The sequence below is a fragment of the Marivirga lumbricoides genome, from assembly GCF_014636295.1.
In the GTDB taxonomy this organism is placed as follows: Bacteria; Bacteroidota; Bacteroidia; order Cytophagales; family Cyclobacteriaceae; genus Marivirga; species Marivirga lumbricoides.
Genome location: NZ_BMEC01000010.1, coordinates 156,120 through 169,361 on the forward strand (window position 1 = coordinate 156,120; position 13,242 = coordinate 169,361).

The 13,242-nt window shown below is 36.2% G+C and carries 16 protein-coding genes; 7 read left to right on the top strand and 9 right to left on the bottom strand.

Features of this window, described 5'->3' with window-relative positions; all coding sequences use genetic code 11:
- Nucleotides 1-62 precede the first annotated feature (62 nt).
- Nucleotides 63-1,601 carry a Na/Pi symporter gene (locus tag IEV85_RS15900; protein WP_229712617.1) on the top strand — a complete coding sequence of 513 codons (1,539 nt, stop codon included), beginning with the start codon at nucleotides 63-65 and terminating at the stop codon, nucleotides 1,599-1,601.
- Here IEV85_RS15900 and IEV85_RS15905 read toward each other — a convergent pair.
- A complete protein-coding gene (locus IEV85_RS15905; RefSeq protein ID WP_188465199.1) occupies nucleotides 1,585-1,830 on the bottom strand; it encodes a cytochrome b5 domain-containing protein in 246 nt (81 codons plus the stop codon). The genes IEV85_RS15900 and IEV85_RS15905 overlap by 17 nt on opposite strands.
- Nucleotides 1,831-1,912: 82 nt before the next feature.
- On the opposite strand from IEV85_RS15905, the gene IEV85_RS15910 reads away from it, so the two are divergent.
- Nucleotides 1,913-2,818: a bile acid:sodium symporter family protein gene (locus IEV85_RS15910; RefSeq protein WP_188465201.1), complete on the top strand. Its 906-nt coding sequence runs from the start codon at nucleotides 1,913-1,915 to the stop codon at nucleotides 2,816-2,818.
- A 15-nt stretch (nucleotides 2,819-2,833) separates the two neighbouring features.
- Here IEV85_RS15910 and IEV85_RS15915 read toward each other — a convergent pair whose 3' ends face one another.
- Complete coding sequence (locus IEV85_RS15915) at nucleotides 2,834-4,144, bottom strand: 1-acyl-sn-glycerol-3-phosphate acyltransferase (RefSeq protein WP_188465203.1); 1,311 nt, start codon at nucleotides 4,142-4,144, stop codon at nucleotides 2,834-2,836.
- Nucleotides 4,145-4,473: 329 nt separating this feature from the next.
- Here IEV85_RS15915 and IEV85_RS15920 point away from each other — a divergent pair, with 329 nt between their 5' ends.
- Entirely contained in the window at nucleotides 4,474-4,674 is a 201-nt protein-coding gene (locus tag IEV85_RS15920) for a PspC domain-containing protein (RefSeq protein ID WP_188465205.1), read from the top strand.
- Here the strand turns inward: IEV85_RS15920 and IEV85_RS15925 are convergent.
- Both IEV85_RS15925 and IEV85_RS15930 read right to left on the bottom strand, forming a co-directional pair.
- Nucleotides 4,666-5,145 carry a nucleotidyltransferase gene (locus tag IEV85_RS15925; RefSeq protein WP_229712618.1) on the bottom strand — a complete coding sequence of 160 codons (480 nt, stop codon included), beginning with the start codon at nucleotides 5,143-5,145 and terminating at the stop codon, nucleotides 4,666-4,668. The two genes, IEV85_RS15920 and IEV85_RS15925, sit on opposite strands and share 9 nt — an antisense overlap.
- On the bottom strand, nucleotides 5,142-5,333 hold the full coding sequence (locus tag IEV85_RS15930) for a hypothetical protein (RefSeq protein ID WP_188465207.1): 192 nt from the start codon (nucleotides 5,331-5,333) through the stop codon (nucleotides 5,142-5,144). Before IEV85_RS15930 ends, IEV85_RS15925 begins: the two co-directional genes overlap by 4 nt.
- A gap of 69 nt (nucleotides 5,334-5,402) precedes the next feature.
- On the opposite strand from IEV85_RS15930, the gene IEV85_RS15935 reads away from it, so the two are divergent.
- Nucleotides 5,403-5,735 carry a DUF1801 domain-containing protein gene (locus tag IEV85_RS15935; protein WP_188465209.1) on the top strand — a complete coding sequence of 111 codons (333 nt, stop codon included), beginning with the start codon at nucleotides 5,403-5,405 and terminating at the stop codon, nucleotides 5,733-5,735.
- 10 nt (nucleotides 5,736-5,745) lie between these two features.
- Here the strand turns inward: IEV85_RS15935 and IEV85_RS15940 are convergent, their stop codons facing one another.
- From IEV85_RS15940 to IEV85_RS15955, 4 genes are all read right to left on the bottom strand, one after another.
- Nucleotides 5,746-8,241, bottom strand: a complete 2,496-nt coding sequence (locus IEV85_RS15940) for a M14 family metallopeptidase (RefSeq protein ID WP_188465211.1) — start codon at nucleotides 8,239-8,241, stop codon at nucleotides 5,746-5,748.
- Nucleotides 8,242-8,499: 258 nt separating this feature from the next.
- Nucleotides 8,500-9,450: a hypothetical protein gene (locus tag IEV85_RS15945; RefSeq protein ID WP_188465213.1), complete on the bottom strand. Its 951-nt coding sequence runs from the start codon at nucleotides 9,448-9,450 to the stop codon at nucleotides 8,500-8,502.
- A gap of 222 nt (nucleotides 9,451-9,672) precedes the next feature.
- A complete protein-coding gene (gene recR / locus IEV85_RS15950) occupies nucleotides 9,673-10,290 on the bottom strand; it encodes a recombination mediator RecR (protein ID WP_188465215.1) in 618 nt (205 codons plus the stop codon).
- A 1-nt stretch (nucleotide 10,291) separates the two neighbouring features.
- Nucleotides 10,292-10,576 (bottom strand): ATP-dependent Clp protease adaptor ClpS, encoded by a 285-nt coding sequence (locus IEV85_RS15955; protein ID WP_188465217.1) that lies wholly within the window; start codon nucleotides 10,574-10,576, stop codon nucleotides 10,292-10,294.
- Between the two features lie 123 nt (nucleotides 10,577-10,699).
- On the opposite strand from IEV85_RS15955, the gene IEV85_RS15960 reads away from it, so the two are divergent.
- Genes IEV85_RS15960 through IEV85_RS15970 form a run of 3 tightly spaced genes read left to right on the top strand, consistent with a single transcriptional unit; the run spans nucleotide 10,700 to nucleotide 12,868 of the window.
- A complete protein-coding gene (locus IEV85_RS15960) occupies nucleotides 10,700-12,157 on the top strand; it encodes a sodium:solute symporter family transporter (protein WP_188465219.1) in 1,458 nt (485 codons plus the stop codon).
- 59 nt (nucleotides 12,158-12,216) lie between these two features.
- A complete protein-coding gene (locus tag IEV85_RS15965; protein WP_188465221.1) occupies nucleotides 12,217-12,465 on the top strand; it encodes a ribbon-helix-helix protein, CopG family in 249 nt (82 codons plus the stop codon).
- The gene (locus IEV85_RS15970) at nucleotides 12,446-12,868 is read left to right on the top strand and encodes a type II toxin-antitoxin system VapC family toxin (RefSeq protein WP_188465223.1); all 423 of its coding nucleotides are present in this window, start codon (nucleotides 12,446-12,448) and stop codon (nucleotides 12,866-12,868) included. The genes IEV85_RS15965 and IEV85_RS15970 overlap by 20 nt, the downstream gene beginning before the upstream one ends.
- A 6-nt stretch (nucleotides 12,869-12,874) precedes the next feature.
- On the opposite strand, the gene IEV85_RS15975 is transcribed toward IEV85_RS15970, so the two are convergent.
- On the bottom strand, nucleotides 12,875-13,207 hold the full coding sequence (locus IEV85_RS15975) for an MGMT family protein (RefSeq protein ID WP_188465225.1): 333 nt from the start codon (nucleotides 13,205-13,207) through the stop codon (nucleotides 12,875-12,877).
- Nucleotides 13,208-13,242 lie beyond the last annotated feature (35 nt).

Sequence of the window (13,242 nt, forward strand, 5' to 3'; positions counted from 1 at the left end):
CAATCAAGACTTTAGCAGGAAATAGTACAGATAAACGCCTACGGGTTTTAAAGAGATCTTTATTGATTTTTCTTGCGGTATTCCTATTTCTTTTTTCCATAGATTTTATTGGACATTCTTTTAAACTGCTTAATCGGGAGATAGTAGATTCTATTCTTACACTTACCTCGAATCCCTTCATTGGCTTATTTATAGGCTTACTTATTACAGCCTTGATTCAAAGTAGCAGCACCAGCACTGCAATGATTGTAGCTGTAGTTGCTTCGGGCTCCATTGGCCTTCCGGAAGCCATACCTATGATTATGGGAGCGAACGTTGGGACTACACTGACAAGTACACTGGTTTCTTTAAGCTTCATCACTAAAGGGAGTGAATTTAGAAAAGCTATTTCTGCAGGAGTAGTGCACGATTTTTTTAATATTCTTATAGTGATCATACTTTTTCCTCTGGAGTATTATTACGGGGTACTTACCTACCTTTCAACAGGCTTCTCTTCCAGGCTGGTAGGGTCTACCTTTATGAATTTGCAAACTGAGCTAAGTTATTCAGTTTTTACCAAGCCAATAATAGAGGTGGTAAGTCAATTAATGCCTTACCCTATACTTTTAGCTATTTTGTCATTTATTTTACTGGCACTTTCAATTAAAATTCTCTCCAAATTTCTCTACCGCTCTATTACTGCCGGATCAAAGGAAGTACTACAGAAATACTTTTTTGGAGGACCTTATCGCTCTTTCATATGGGGTACTGTTTTAACTGCCGGAATTCAGTCAAGCTCGGTTACTACCTCAGTGATTGTTCCCTTTGTGGCTACAAGGAAAGTAAGTTTGAAACAGGCTTTTACTTTTATTATCGGGGCAAATGTAGGTACAACATTAACAGCCTTAATTGCTGCAGCTTTTAAATCGGAAGTTGCAATTAGTGTAGCCCTTGTTCATTTGTTCTTTAACCTGATTGGTGCATTAATCTTTCTGCCATTTGCTCCTTTGCGTGAGATCCCTGTCTACCTGGCCAAGCAATTTGGTAAGATGGCTATGAAATATAGAATAAGTGGGTTTCTATATATTATCTTAACCTTTTTTATTATTCCTTTTATACTCATTTCTTTTAATAATGACGACCAGGTTAAGAGGGAGTTGATGTATGAAATTGATAATTCGGGTACTTCTTATTACAAAAAAGTAATTGTGAAAAGTTATGAAGAACAATACCTGAGCCACTGGTTTGAGTATGATAAACTGAACTCACCTAAGGAAATAAAAAATACTCCGAGCAGAATTTTTGAGGTAAATAGGAGAAATAAAAGAATTACTTTCGACTCTCTGTCGTTACGATTAGGACAGCTGAATGACTGTCAGTCGTTTTATGTGGGCAATAAGCAATATAATATATGCGTCTCGAATGTTTTAGCAAGCTATTCCTATAATGATATAGCGCTGGATTCTTTATATGAGTTTACAATTCAATATGAAGGGGAAAATCAGCCAGTTACTAGTATATTAATTGATCCTAAACAAAATATCCTAATTAGTAAGCAGGTGTTTAATGGCGATAGCTTTACGTATAGAGAAGATTTAATACAAGCTAAGCCTGCTTTATAAGGGTACCTACAACTTTAAATTTTTTAAAAACCCTTTCATTGTGGGGAGCTTCTATTAATTCCTTACTTAAATCTTGTCCGGCCCAATGTTCATAGTGCTTTCCATTTTTCCACAGCCGCGATTCCGTTACGTCATAAATAATTCCCTGGTAGGCAATCCATATTTCAGGTTTATCCTGTCCGTTGCGCAAAGCTAATTGTTGAGGGGTGTACTCTTTTTGATGATTCATATGAAGCCAAATTTATAAACAAAGGGCATGAAAGCATATTAAAACCTTATTTCCATAGAAAATATTTAATTATATTGGTGCAATGAATGTGGATGAAATTACATTAAATTTTAATGCTGAAGGACTTCTGTTGCTAAATTTTCTATTAGCATTTATTATGTTTGGTGTGGCGCTGGAACTTCAATTGAAAGATTTTAAGCGTGTTTTTAGTAACCCAAAAGCCACTTTAGTAGGGTTAATAGCGCAGTGGGTTTTATTGCCGGTAATTACAATTGTCTTAATTTATATTTTCAATCCTCAGTCAAGTATTGCGCTGGGTATGGTGCTGGTGGCTGTATGTCCCGGAGGCAATATTAGTAATTTTGTAAGTAAATTAGCTGGTGCTGATACTGCTTTGTCTGTAAGTTTAACCGCGCTAACTACCTCTGCAGCTATTTTTATCACACCTCTGAGTTTCGCATTCTGGTCTGGTTTTATACCATCTTCACCTTTGGAAGTTGGGAGCAGCATTACCATGGATGTAGCCGATATGTTCTTTACCATATTTAATCTGATTATTTTGCCCGTAGCTGTAGGATTACTTTTTGGTGAATATTTTCCATCTACTGCACAAAAGATTAAGAAACCAATTAACATCCTGTCCATCTTAATTTTTACAGCTTTTGTAGTGATAGCATTTATGAAAAATGCAGACTATTTCCTTGAGTTTATCCATATCATTTTTGTGATTGTTCTATTTCATAATGGACTGGCATTTTTGGGAGGTTTCTGGATGGGTAAAATTTTCGGTCTGGATCTGAGTGAGCGGAAAGCGGTGTCCATAGAAACAGGTATTCAAAATTCAGGGCTTGGGCTCGTCATTGTATTTAACTTTTTTGATGGCCTCGGAGGAATGGCAATTGTAGCAGGCTGGTGGGGTATATGGCATATTATTGCCGGACTTTGCCTTGCTTATTTTTGGTCAGGAAATAAAATATTTGCTTCCTAATCTTTCCCTATGCTCTTAGCTTCCTGAAACCAAAAGTTTCAGTTCCTTTAAAATTTCACTTTCTTCCTTCAGCATTCCTCTGTTTTTGAAAAAGAGTTGATGGTTACTCCATTGTTTTTTCAACAGTTGTACTTCATAATAGATAATTGAAGTAAGAGGTAAAGCAAATATGATCAGCCCTGCTATTACCCAATTGAAAACGATACTAAAGATTATCCACAACAGACCGTAGTATATAGGATAGATAAAGGAAGAAATTCCTACTCTTAGTGATATGTGCCAGGTGCGATCTTTTACACCTTGAATAATTTTATTTTCGATAATAAATTCAGGGATGAAATTAAAAATCTTAGCGATTAGCCAGAGCGGGAAGCCTGCAATAAGTAGTAAAGTTTGAATAGCAAATTTCAGCGCATTAGGCTTTTGAACCTGAAAATCTGCAGAGAAGCCATTTCTTTCTGCTTTTTGAAAGTAGTCGTTTACTTTGTTTTTTAGCACTTGCATTCTTTCCGGCTGTTCTACCAGCCTTGCTCTTATTTTTTCTAACAATGTACTTTCCGCATGCACTATAGATTTTGCTTCTGGTTGTAAACTCAGAGAGTAAGGCTTTATAATCTGCCTCAATTGTTCAAATAAAGTATATTCTTCTTTCCATTTAATGTCTACAATTTCTTTTTCGATTCCCTCCCTTATTTTATCAGTCAGATCTTTTAAAGCTTTCTGAGGATTTTCCAGATAAAGCTCCTTATACGGAAGGAGGGAAAAAGGCTCTCCGTAATGAATGTACACATCGTGCCATCTTTCAGAATGGTTTTCATAGTGAAGCCCTACAGGTATTACAGATAAACCTAATTCAAAATTGTTGCGCTCCTCTGCCTGAAGTGCTATTCTTGCAGCACCTTTTTGTAAAGGTCTTAAACTTCTTTCAATGGCATGGTTGCCTTCCGGAAAAAGGGCAACTACACCTTTTTCTTCGAACAGTTGAAAGCATTTTTCGAAAACACTATCATTTTGTGTGACACTACTCAAACCATCTCTTTTTCTATAAATAGGTAGCAGCCTGATGAGGTCCAGGCCAACTTTCGCTGCTTTTGATTTGAAGATGTCAGCACGTACTAAAATATAAGGGGAGGCTTTAACCGCGGTGATCCCCATTAAAATGCCATCCATAAAAGTAGACTGATGGTTAGCTACAAAAAGTGCTGGTTTCTTATTTTTTATATTGGAGTAGCCACTGATAATGATGTTTCTAAAGCCAAAAGCATAGGCAGCTGATACCAGCCTTCTCATAAATCTGTAGATAATCTTCTTTGTAGTTTTTCCCATCTCGCTTTTTAATTGCAGCCGCAAATATAATGATTTAGGCAAAGGCTGTGAGTCTTTTCAGTAAGATTCGTTAGTTACAGGACTTTTCTGGAAGCGTTAACTCAAATACTACTTTTATTTGCTTGCTGGCAAAGCTGTTCATTTTTGTGAAATTTACTGTACGTAAATGATCAACTGTAACTTAAAAACACTATTTAAATGCTCTCTGACTGCTTTTCTACTATTGGCATCTATTTTGGATAACTATAGTAAACAAGTAAATGGAATCATAAAGATTAGTTAAGACGACTATTTGAAATTGGATTCCATCTCATTATAAATATAGAAATATGAAAAATAGATTAGAAAGATCGAATGACAAGGTATTAGGAGGAGTATGCGGAGGAATAGCCGAATATTTGGGCTGGGATGCAGCAAAAGTTAGATTACTTTATATACTCGTTTCTGTTTTAAGCGCAGCTTTTCCGGGAATGTTGGTGTATGTGATACTCTGGTTTGCTATGCCAAAAAAGGAAACTAGGCTAATCTAACATATGAATTTCCTTTAATTGCTGAATGTCTAATAGGTCTTTTGGCCTTGCAGCTCTTTCTTTACTTTCAAGTAAATCTGAGAGCTGCAGCACATTCCATTTCATCACCTTTTCTTTTTGAATACTTACCTCTTCACTGTCAGCCAAAGCCTGGTCAAAACTTTTGCTGATGTGAAATTTAGTGATGAGCTCCAGGTTTAAATCTTCAGGAGAAAACTTCACAGAGATATTCTGTTTTCCCTCTTTTCCCTCTTTAGGGAAATCTTCTAAATAGAATCCCATGTCTCTGAAAACAATCACTAATTTTTGTAAATTTTCCTCCTGAGTATCAATCCAAAAATGGACATCTGCGGAATGCCTTTGGTAACCATGAAAGTTTACAGCACCACCTCCAATCATAATCATTTTTACACCATGCAAATTAGCTAAGTGAATAAAGTTATCGATATTCTCCTTCCAGATCGTATTCACTTGCTAAGAATAACAATCTCAAAATTATTTTTATGGAGATTTTTATGTTTATCTAATCGAGAGGGGAAATCTTTCATGCGCTCACTTAAGTCTAAAAAAGCATAAAAGCGATCAATAGGTGCTAATTTAAGAAATTCCTCTCTCTGTTGTTGATTGCTCTCTTCTTTGCTTTGAAATCTGATTTCCATAATATTAATATACGAATTTTGATTAAATTGTTCATTCAGGATATAATCAAAATAACAAATCACTGGTATATGCTGTCTATAGCAAAAACTCCTGATCAGTACTATAAAGATTTAGCAGACGAGAGAAAGCCTGCAATGGAGAAATTGAGGGTAATACTTAAAACTAGTTTACCAAATGGCTTTGAGGAAACTATGGCTTATGGAATGCCTGGTTTTGTTGTGCCTCATAGCTTATATGCTCCTGGCTATCATGGTAACCCTAAAGACCCCTTACCATTCTTGAGCCTTGCCTCTCAGAAGAATTTTATTGCTTTGTACCATATGGGATTATATTCTTCTACTGAACTTTCACAATGGTTTCAGGATGAGTGTGCAGTATTTATCATGAGTACCCTGGCATAATTTTATTAACTCAATCAAGCATAAAAACGGCATTGGCAAAAAGCATTCTGCCATGGTACCAGAAGCCTCTGAACAATGGATCATCTATTAAATAAACCATATTTCCTCTTCCTATCTCTTCCACGCCAAAAGTTAAGCTCTCAGCCTGATTTTTATTAGCTTTGTAACCTGCAAAGCCACTTACCAGATAATCCTTATCTAGTATATAGCCAACATTCCACGCATCTTTAAGGTATTTAAAGGTATTGTTACTAGTTTTTAAAGAAAAGTAGGAGCCTGTATATCCATAAGCTAAAGGGTGTGATTCATCCAGCTTTACTTCATATATTGCTCCAAAAATATTGTTTTCAAGCGCTTCTCTTTCCGCATCTTTATATAGCTTCAATTCCGACTCTGTGGTATCCTTTTTTATATTCCTTTTCATTAAGGAGGTCTCATCCATATCTGACCATAAGCTATTCGCGGCTCCAATATTTATTACCTTGCCTCCATTTTGAGCAAATGTTAGTAATTTAGTTTTAAGAAAATCCCGTAGTTCTCCATAGTAGCCTGAAGGCAGAACTACTGCATCGTAAAGATTTAGATCAATACTAGCGATGTCATCTGTTCTGATGCTGGTAATGGGGTAATTAAGCTGCTGTTCAAAATAATGCCAGACCTCTCCATATGATAATGAGGAAACCCCATCTCCCATCACTACTGCTATTTTTGGAGCTTTAAGATAAGAGTATTCTCCTGATCCAATATCATACATTTTGTCAGCAAAACCAGTTGCTAAAGGGTAAATCTCAAGCTGGAATTCATTACTTAACTCCTGAAGTTTTTGGTTTAGATTGTTGACCGATTCATTATTACGTTGCGTAACAATCAATGTACCTCTTCCAAAACTTTTTCCTTCAAATTGTAAAGGCTTGTTTGCAACCCTCACTTTTATTTTATTCTTCAATAAGCTTGCAAGAAGCCTGGAATGCTCAAAGCTACTGTATGGGATAGCGTAGGCATAAGAATCTTCCAAATTGAATTCTGTGTGCTGCCGGACTGTATTAGATGATGGAGTAACTTTTGTTTTTACCCCATAGGTTTCCAGGCCATAAGCATAAGGCAAAGCCCAGGAGGTAATATCGTAAGTTAACGAATCACTATAATTAGGTTTAGGGTCGAAAAGTGCCTGGATGAGGGTAGACTTAGGTTGATAGGATGATATTACAAGGTCGTTTTCATTGGTGGTAAATACACTTTCCTTTCGCTGAAAATAACTGTATCCTTTTAACGACTGCTTATTTGCCAAGGTAGAGTATTCTATTTTCTGCTTTTTTAATAAAGCTTTCAATGCTTCTAAATCCGTGTCTTTTTCAGGGCTCCATTTTATGATATAGGTTTTAAAAGGATCGTTAGGATTATTTCTATTCTTATCGAAATAATTTTTAAAATTACTGTTTAGCTTTTTAGCATTTTTTGAAGCTACTTCTATGGTACTCATACCTGTAGTATAATGATGAGCAATTCTGTCTTTTAAAGTAAGGGTATCGCCAAATTCGGTAATTACTCCCAAACCACCGGCACCACCGCCACCTTGCTCGTAAGTCATGCCAATAGCACCATTAAATGTCGGGTAAGTATCTCCGTAGCTGGGATAAAACAGGTCGAATCTTTCTCTTGTAAAATATAGCCAGTTGTTTTTGTCGAAATACTTAGCATGGTTTTTACCGATTTCTGTCTGAAAACTTCTTTGCCAGGGTGTGATGATGTCATGTATAGGCTCAGCGGCAGGCGCAAAATAGTAGGGATCATTAAAACTTTGTTCATGGAAATCTACGTGAATATGAGGCATCCACTCATGGTAGGCAATCATTCTGGCTTCCGATTCTGCTTGCGTTTGCCAGGCCCAATCTCTGTTAAGATCAAATAGATAATGATTTGCCCTCCCTCCCGGCCAGACTTCTCGATGTTCAACCGCATCTGTAGTTGGATTATAAGGCTGAGCACCATATTGCCAGTAATAGTTGGCATATCGGTCTCGACCATCAGGGTTTACACAAGGATCTAAAATAACTACAGTGTTTTTTAGCCATTCTTCACTTTCCATCTCTCCGTTTAGTAAGGAATAAGCAGTGCGCATGGAGGCCTCAGTAGAAGATGATTCATTTCCATGGATGTTGTAGCTAAGCCAAACAATATTAATATTGCTGTTAACAGGACTTCCATCTATCAAACCTGTAGTTCGCAGCTGGTTTTTTCTTATTTCATCCAGCTGACCCATATTTTCCGGAGAAGAGATAATGGCATAATATAGTGGCCGATTTTCATTGGTTTTGCCATATTGTTTTAAGATGAGCTGCCCGGAATTTTCAGCCAGATGATGAAAATAATCCACTACCTGGTGATGTCTTGTGAAATTGTCTCCTAATTCATAGCCAAGAAATTCAGCGGGTGACTGGATAGTTTGAGAAAAAGAGGTGAAGCTAAAGAGAATGAGGAGAAATGGAAGGATCTTGTTTTTATGCATAGACTTTTAGTTTGTTAAAAATACATTTTTTAGGCTAAATGAAGAAATGGATTTTGTTAGGTGGTAATAATCAATTACAAATATCTGGGCCGATAGAATCAACAGTAATACAACCTCTTGAAATTTACTAATGTTGATGTTGAAAGGTTTAGTTAGTTTAATTAAATATGTATGCAACAATCGCTCTTAAAAAACAAAAGCCACCTGAACTAAATCAGATGGCTTTGAAAACCTGCTTTACCTTTATTTTACTCTATCTTAATTACCTCTGGATCGGCTGCTTGAGCTTCTCTCAGAGGAGGAAGAACCCCTGCTATTGCTTCGAGCTGATGAAGTTCCTGAACTTCTTGAAGTGCTGCTGGCAGGTCTGCTACTTACAGTTCTTGCACGCTCACTACTTGTTCTACTACTTTTAGCCACTTCAGCATTTCTATTATTAGTAGTTGTGCTTCCTCTATTCACAGTTCGAGTGCTAGAAGTAGTTCGTGTAGTAGTAACTTGCCTTTCAGTGGCTGCTGGCTGACTTCTATTCACAGTACTTGAACTTCTGCTGTTACTAGCATAATTTCTATTACTACTATTAGATCTTACTGTTCTATCATTATTAGAAGAGCGGTTGTTGTTATTGCTCACGCTTCTTACTGACGTAGGCCTGCTTTCTCTTGCACTACTTATAATTCTGCTGTTGTCAGCTACTGACCTGCCATTCACATGTCTGTAATTTTTATCAGCATATCTAACACTATGCGGTCTTACAGGTTGTCTCAAATAGCTTGGTCTAGCTCTATATACATAATGATTATGTCCTCCATAGTAATAGTAATTATTAACAACTCTTTGGTTTACATAGTATCTTTCGTGATACCCACAATGTGCTGAGCAATAGTGATCATACAAAGGATAATCTACAAAGTGCTGAACCCTTAAAATTCTGGAATAATTTCCAAATTGTAATTCAGTGAAAAAGCCATCTTGCTCTAAAAGTACATTGTAAAATACTCTTCTTCCACGAACTATACGGTTTACATGAACCCAATTGTGATAAGGGTAGTAGTTATATACTTCATATTCAATACTGGCAGGTACGTTCCACTGATGCGTAGTTCCGAAAGAAGCAACTATATGGAAACTCTGTGCTGATGCTTTTGGCTGGTTAATTAGAACCAGAGCGATTAACACACTTAGCGAAAGTAAAATTGGCTTCTTCATAACTTTTATTATTTGATGTTATAAGGATATTTCCAATTTTGATGCCAACTTTTAATTAGCGTATTACTATCCTGATGTGATAGTGATAAGGGTAACTTGTTAAATGTTTGATAATCAATTAATTGATAACGTGTATTTTTTTATTAATTTTTTCTGATTACTATCTTAAAGGGATACTTTATTATAGAAATTGTAGGTTTTCTGAAGTAAAAGAATCAAAATTTAATCTTCTATATCATAAGCTGTTCGTGTGATAATGCTTCTGCCTAAGGTGATTTCATCAGCATATTCCAGCTCACCACCTATAGGAATTCCCCTGGCAATAGTGCTGGTTTTAATGCCGAATGGCTTCACCTTCTTGGTAATATAGAAGGCAGTCGTATCTCCTTCCATGGTAGAAGATAGCCCAAGTATTATCTCCTTTACTTCTGACTCTTTAGAGGAAACTCTGGAAAGTAAGCTATCTATTGTTAAATCATCTGGTCCGATGCCCTCAATAGGGGAGATTATTCCTCCCAAAACATGGTATAAACCATTGTATTGCGATGTGTTCTCTATCGCCAGCACATCACGTGTATCTTCTACGAGACAGATAATTGACTGATCACGAACTGGATTGCCACAAATGTTGCAAATTTCATCATCCGAAATATTGTGGCATTTTTTGCAGTATTTAATATTCAGGCGCATGTCCACTAACGCTTTGGAAAGATCCTGGGTTAAATCTTCCTCCTGTTTAAGTAAGTGGAGCACTAAACGCAAAGCGGTTTTTTGGCCTATACCGGGAAGTTTAGAAAAGTTATTGACGGCAGACTCAATGAGTTTCGAAGAAAATTCCATATTATTCAATCTCAGCACTAATGCCCGCATCTACTATTCCTTGTCTGAAGGGAATTAGCTCAAGGTATGATCCTTTCTTAACAGCACATTTGCCTTTGTAATGAATTAATAAAGTACATTGTTCTGCTTGTTCTGCAGTATGTTTGCAAATTCTCACAAGTGTATTAATCACATGATCAAAGGTGTTTACATCATCATTGTAAACTATCAAATCATTAATCTCTTCTCCGGAAATGGTTTCAACAACCTGCTCTCTTTGCTCTTCCTGATATTGATGCTGTGACATATTAATTGAATTATAAATTATATTAACCTCATTGCAAGCGCATTGTTACAATTTAAAGCGATTGATATAAGACAAAAATACAAAAAAATAACCAACTTCGAATCTTGAATTAAAATAATCCCTATGAATCCAATTCTGGTTATTACAGTAATTTCCTTATATTTTATTCTGTTGATGGTAATTTCGCATCTAACCTCTAAAAGTGCAGATAATTTAACTTTTTTTACTGCTAATAAACAATCTCCCTGGTATTTAGTGGCTTTTGGGATGATTGGAGCTTCTTTGTCCGGAGTTACTTTTATCTCAGTACCCGGGGAAGTTGGAAACACTGCTTTTTCATATTTTCAGGTAGTTTTAGGGTATTTAGTAGGGTATTTTGTGATCGCAGCGGTGCTCTTGCCTCTTTATTACAGGCTTAACCTAATTAGTATTTATACTTATTTAGAGCAACGTTTTGGTACAAGGTCTTACAAAACAGGGGCATTTTTCTTTTTGCTGTCAAGAATTGTCGGTTCCGCTTTCAGGTTGTTTTTGGTAGCAGGAGTACTACAAATAGCAATTTTTGATGCTTTTAAATGGCCATTCTCTATTACTGTTGCTGTTACCATCGCTTTAATTTGGCTATATACCTTCCGAGGAGGAATCAAAACAATTGTCTGGACCGATACCCTACAAACGTTATTCATGATTTCTGCCGTGGTAATCAGTATTTACCTGATGAAGGACGGCCTGGATATGAGTTGGACTTCCCTTTCGGAAAAAGTGTCTAACTCCGGTTATTCTAAAATTTTTGTATGGGATTGGCAAAGTGGTAAAAACTTCTTTAAACAATTTGTTAGTGGTGCTTTTATTGCCATTGTTATGACTGGTCTGGACCAGGATATGATGCAGAAAAATCTTACCTGTAGAACCTTAAAAGATGCACAGAAAAATATGTTTTGGTTCTGTATTGTACTCGTAATAGTGAATTTCCTTTTTCTTAGCATGGGTGCATTATTGTACGTGTATGCGGAGCAAATGCAAATTACACTACCCCAAAAAAGTGATGATTTATACCCTATGTTGGCTCTGCAGCATTTTCCTGCTGTAGCCGGAGTAGTATTTTTATTAGGGATTGTTGCTGCAGCTTATTCCAGTGCAGATTCCGCATTAACAGCACTAACTACTTCATTTTGCGTTGACTTTCTGGGGTTGGGGAAGGAGGAAAAACCAATTTCTAAAAAATTAAGAATTAGGGTGCACCTTGGTTTTTCTGTTATTCTTTTTGCTGTAATCCTGATATTTAAAGCTATAAATGATGATAGCGTAATTACAGCAGTTTTTACTGCTGCTGGCTATACTTATGGGCCAATTTTAGGATTATTTACTTTCGGGTTGATCACGAAGTACTCCCTCAAAGATAAATATGTGCCTATTGTGTGTTTACTTTCTCCTGTACTATCATATATAATCAATATTAATTCTGAAGCTTGGTTGAATGGTTACAAGTTTGGCTTTGAAATACTAGTGGTGAATGGGCTACTTACCTTTATAGGCTTATTTTTATTAAAAGAGAAAAATGAAAATTATAAGGCGTTGTAAATTACGTTAAAAGGAGCTTTCTTTTATGATTATCTGTATTACATTAAATGTTAAAGAATATGCTAACTGTAAGATTAACATCATCCGAAGAGCAGGAGCTTAATAGGTACTGCCAAAAAGAAGGCTTACCAAAATCTCAGGTTGTAAAAGAGGCATTAGCACTATATTTAAAGAAAAATCAAAATGCTATCAGCCCTTATGAGGCTGGCGAAGATTTATTTGGTATTGAAGGAAGTGGAATTAAAGATAAATCTATCACTTATAAAAAGCGCTTAAAGCAAATACTGAATGAGAAGCACGCTTATTGATGCCGGTCCGCTTTTAGCACTTTTTGATAAAAGTGATCAATATCATGAAGATGCCCTGGCTTTTATAAAAAGCATTGATAATCCTCTAGTAACTACATGGCCTGTAATTACCGAAGTTTCTCATATGCTAAGTTTTAGCACTCAAGTGCAAATTAATTTTCTTACTTGGATCGATAGAGGTGGTTTGCAGGTAATGGAAATAGAACCCTCTCATATGTTTCGATTAATTGACTTATGCAGAAAGTATGATGATGTTACTATGGATTTAGCTGATGCTACATTAATTATAGCATCTGAAATAACAGGAATTAAAGAAATAGCAAGTATTGATTCAGATTTTTATATCTACCGGAATGTCCGTAATCAATACCTACATAATATATTTCCATTAGGGAAGGTTTAGATTTTCCTAAAGTAGCTCTTCTTTTGGATCCCAAAAAACTTTTTTAAAATTCTGGATTTGGTCATCCTCTATTCTAATGCCTTCAGCTTCTAGTCTTTGCTGCATGGTATCCGGGGTTCCAAAATGCATTTTACCTGTTAATAAGCCATTTCTGTTTACTACTCTGTGAGCAGGAACATCAGCAAGAGTATGAGCGCTATTCATGGCATAACCTACTATTCTGGCACTCCTTCCTGCTCCTAAATATTGTGCAATGGAACCATATGAGGTTACTCTGCCTTTAGGGATAAGTTTTACCACTTGATAAACCTGGTCGAAAAAATCATTGTTTTTGCTCATTACTTATGTAGGCTGCGGTTGTTTTTATATTTTTG

Bases quoted from the DNA above. Each gene is read 5' to 3' on its own strand.
- IEV85_RS15935 (WP_188465209.1), top strand. From the start codon at position 5,403: ATGCTGTCTATAGCAAAAACTCCTGATCAGTACTATAAAGATTTAGCA.
- IEV85_RS15915 (WP_188465203.1), bottom strand. From the start codon at position 4,144: ATGGGAAAAACTACAAAGAAGATTATCTACAGATTTATGAGAAGGCTG.
- IEV85_RS15920 (WP_188465205.1), top strand. From the start codon at position 4,474: ATGAAAAATAGATTAGAAAGATCGAATGACAAGGTATTAGGAGGAGTA.
- IEV85_RS15965 (WP_188465221.1), top strand. From the start codon at position 12,217: ATGCTAACTGTAAGATTAACATCATCCGAAGAGCAGGAGCTTAATAGG.
- IEV85_RS15940 (WP_188465211.1), bottom strand. From the start codon at position 8,241: ATGCATAAAAACAAGATCCTTCCATTTCTCCTCATTCTCTTTAGCTTC.
- IEV85_RS15945 (WP_188465213.1), bottom strand. From the start codon at position 9,450: ATGAAGAAGCCAATTTTACTTTCGCTAAGTGTGTTAATCGCTCTGGTT.
- IEV85_RS15955 (WP_188465217.1), bottom strand. From the start codon at position 10,576: ATGTCACAGCATCAATATCAGGAAGAGCAAAGAGAGCAGGTTGTTGAA.
- IEV85_RS15910 (WP_188465201.1), top strand. From the start codon at position 1,913: ATGAATGTGGATGAAATTACATTAAATTTTAATGCTGAAGGACTTCTG.
- IEV85_RS15970 (WP_188465223.1), top strand. From the start codon at position 12,446: ATGAGAAGCACGCTTATTGATGCCGGTCCGCTTTTAGCACTTTTTGAT.
- IEV85_RS15975 (WP_188465225.1), bottom strand. From the start codon at position 13,207: ATGAGCAAAAACAATGATTTTTTCGACCAGGTTTATCAAGTGGTAAAA.
- recR (WP_188465215.1), bottom strand. From the start codon at position 10,290: ATGGAATTTTCTTCGAAACTCATTGAGTCTGCCGTCAATAACTTTTCT.
- IEV85_RS15905 (WP_188465199.1), bottom strand. From the start codon at position 1,830: ATGAATCATCAAAAAGAGTACACCCCTCAACAATTAGCTTTGCGCAAC.
- IEV85_RS15930 (WP_188465207.1), bottom strand. From the start codon at position 5,333: ATGGAAATCAGATTTCAAAGCAAAGAAGAGAGCAATCAACAACAGAGA.
- IEV85_RS15960 (WP_188465219.1), top strand. From the start codon at position 10,700: ATGAATCCAATTCTGGTTATTACAGTAATTTCCTTATATTTTATTCTG.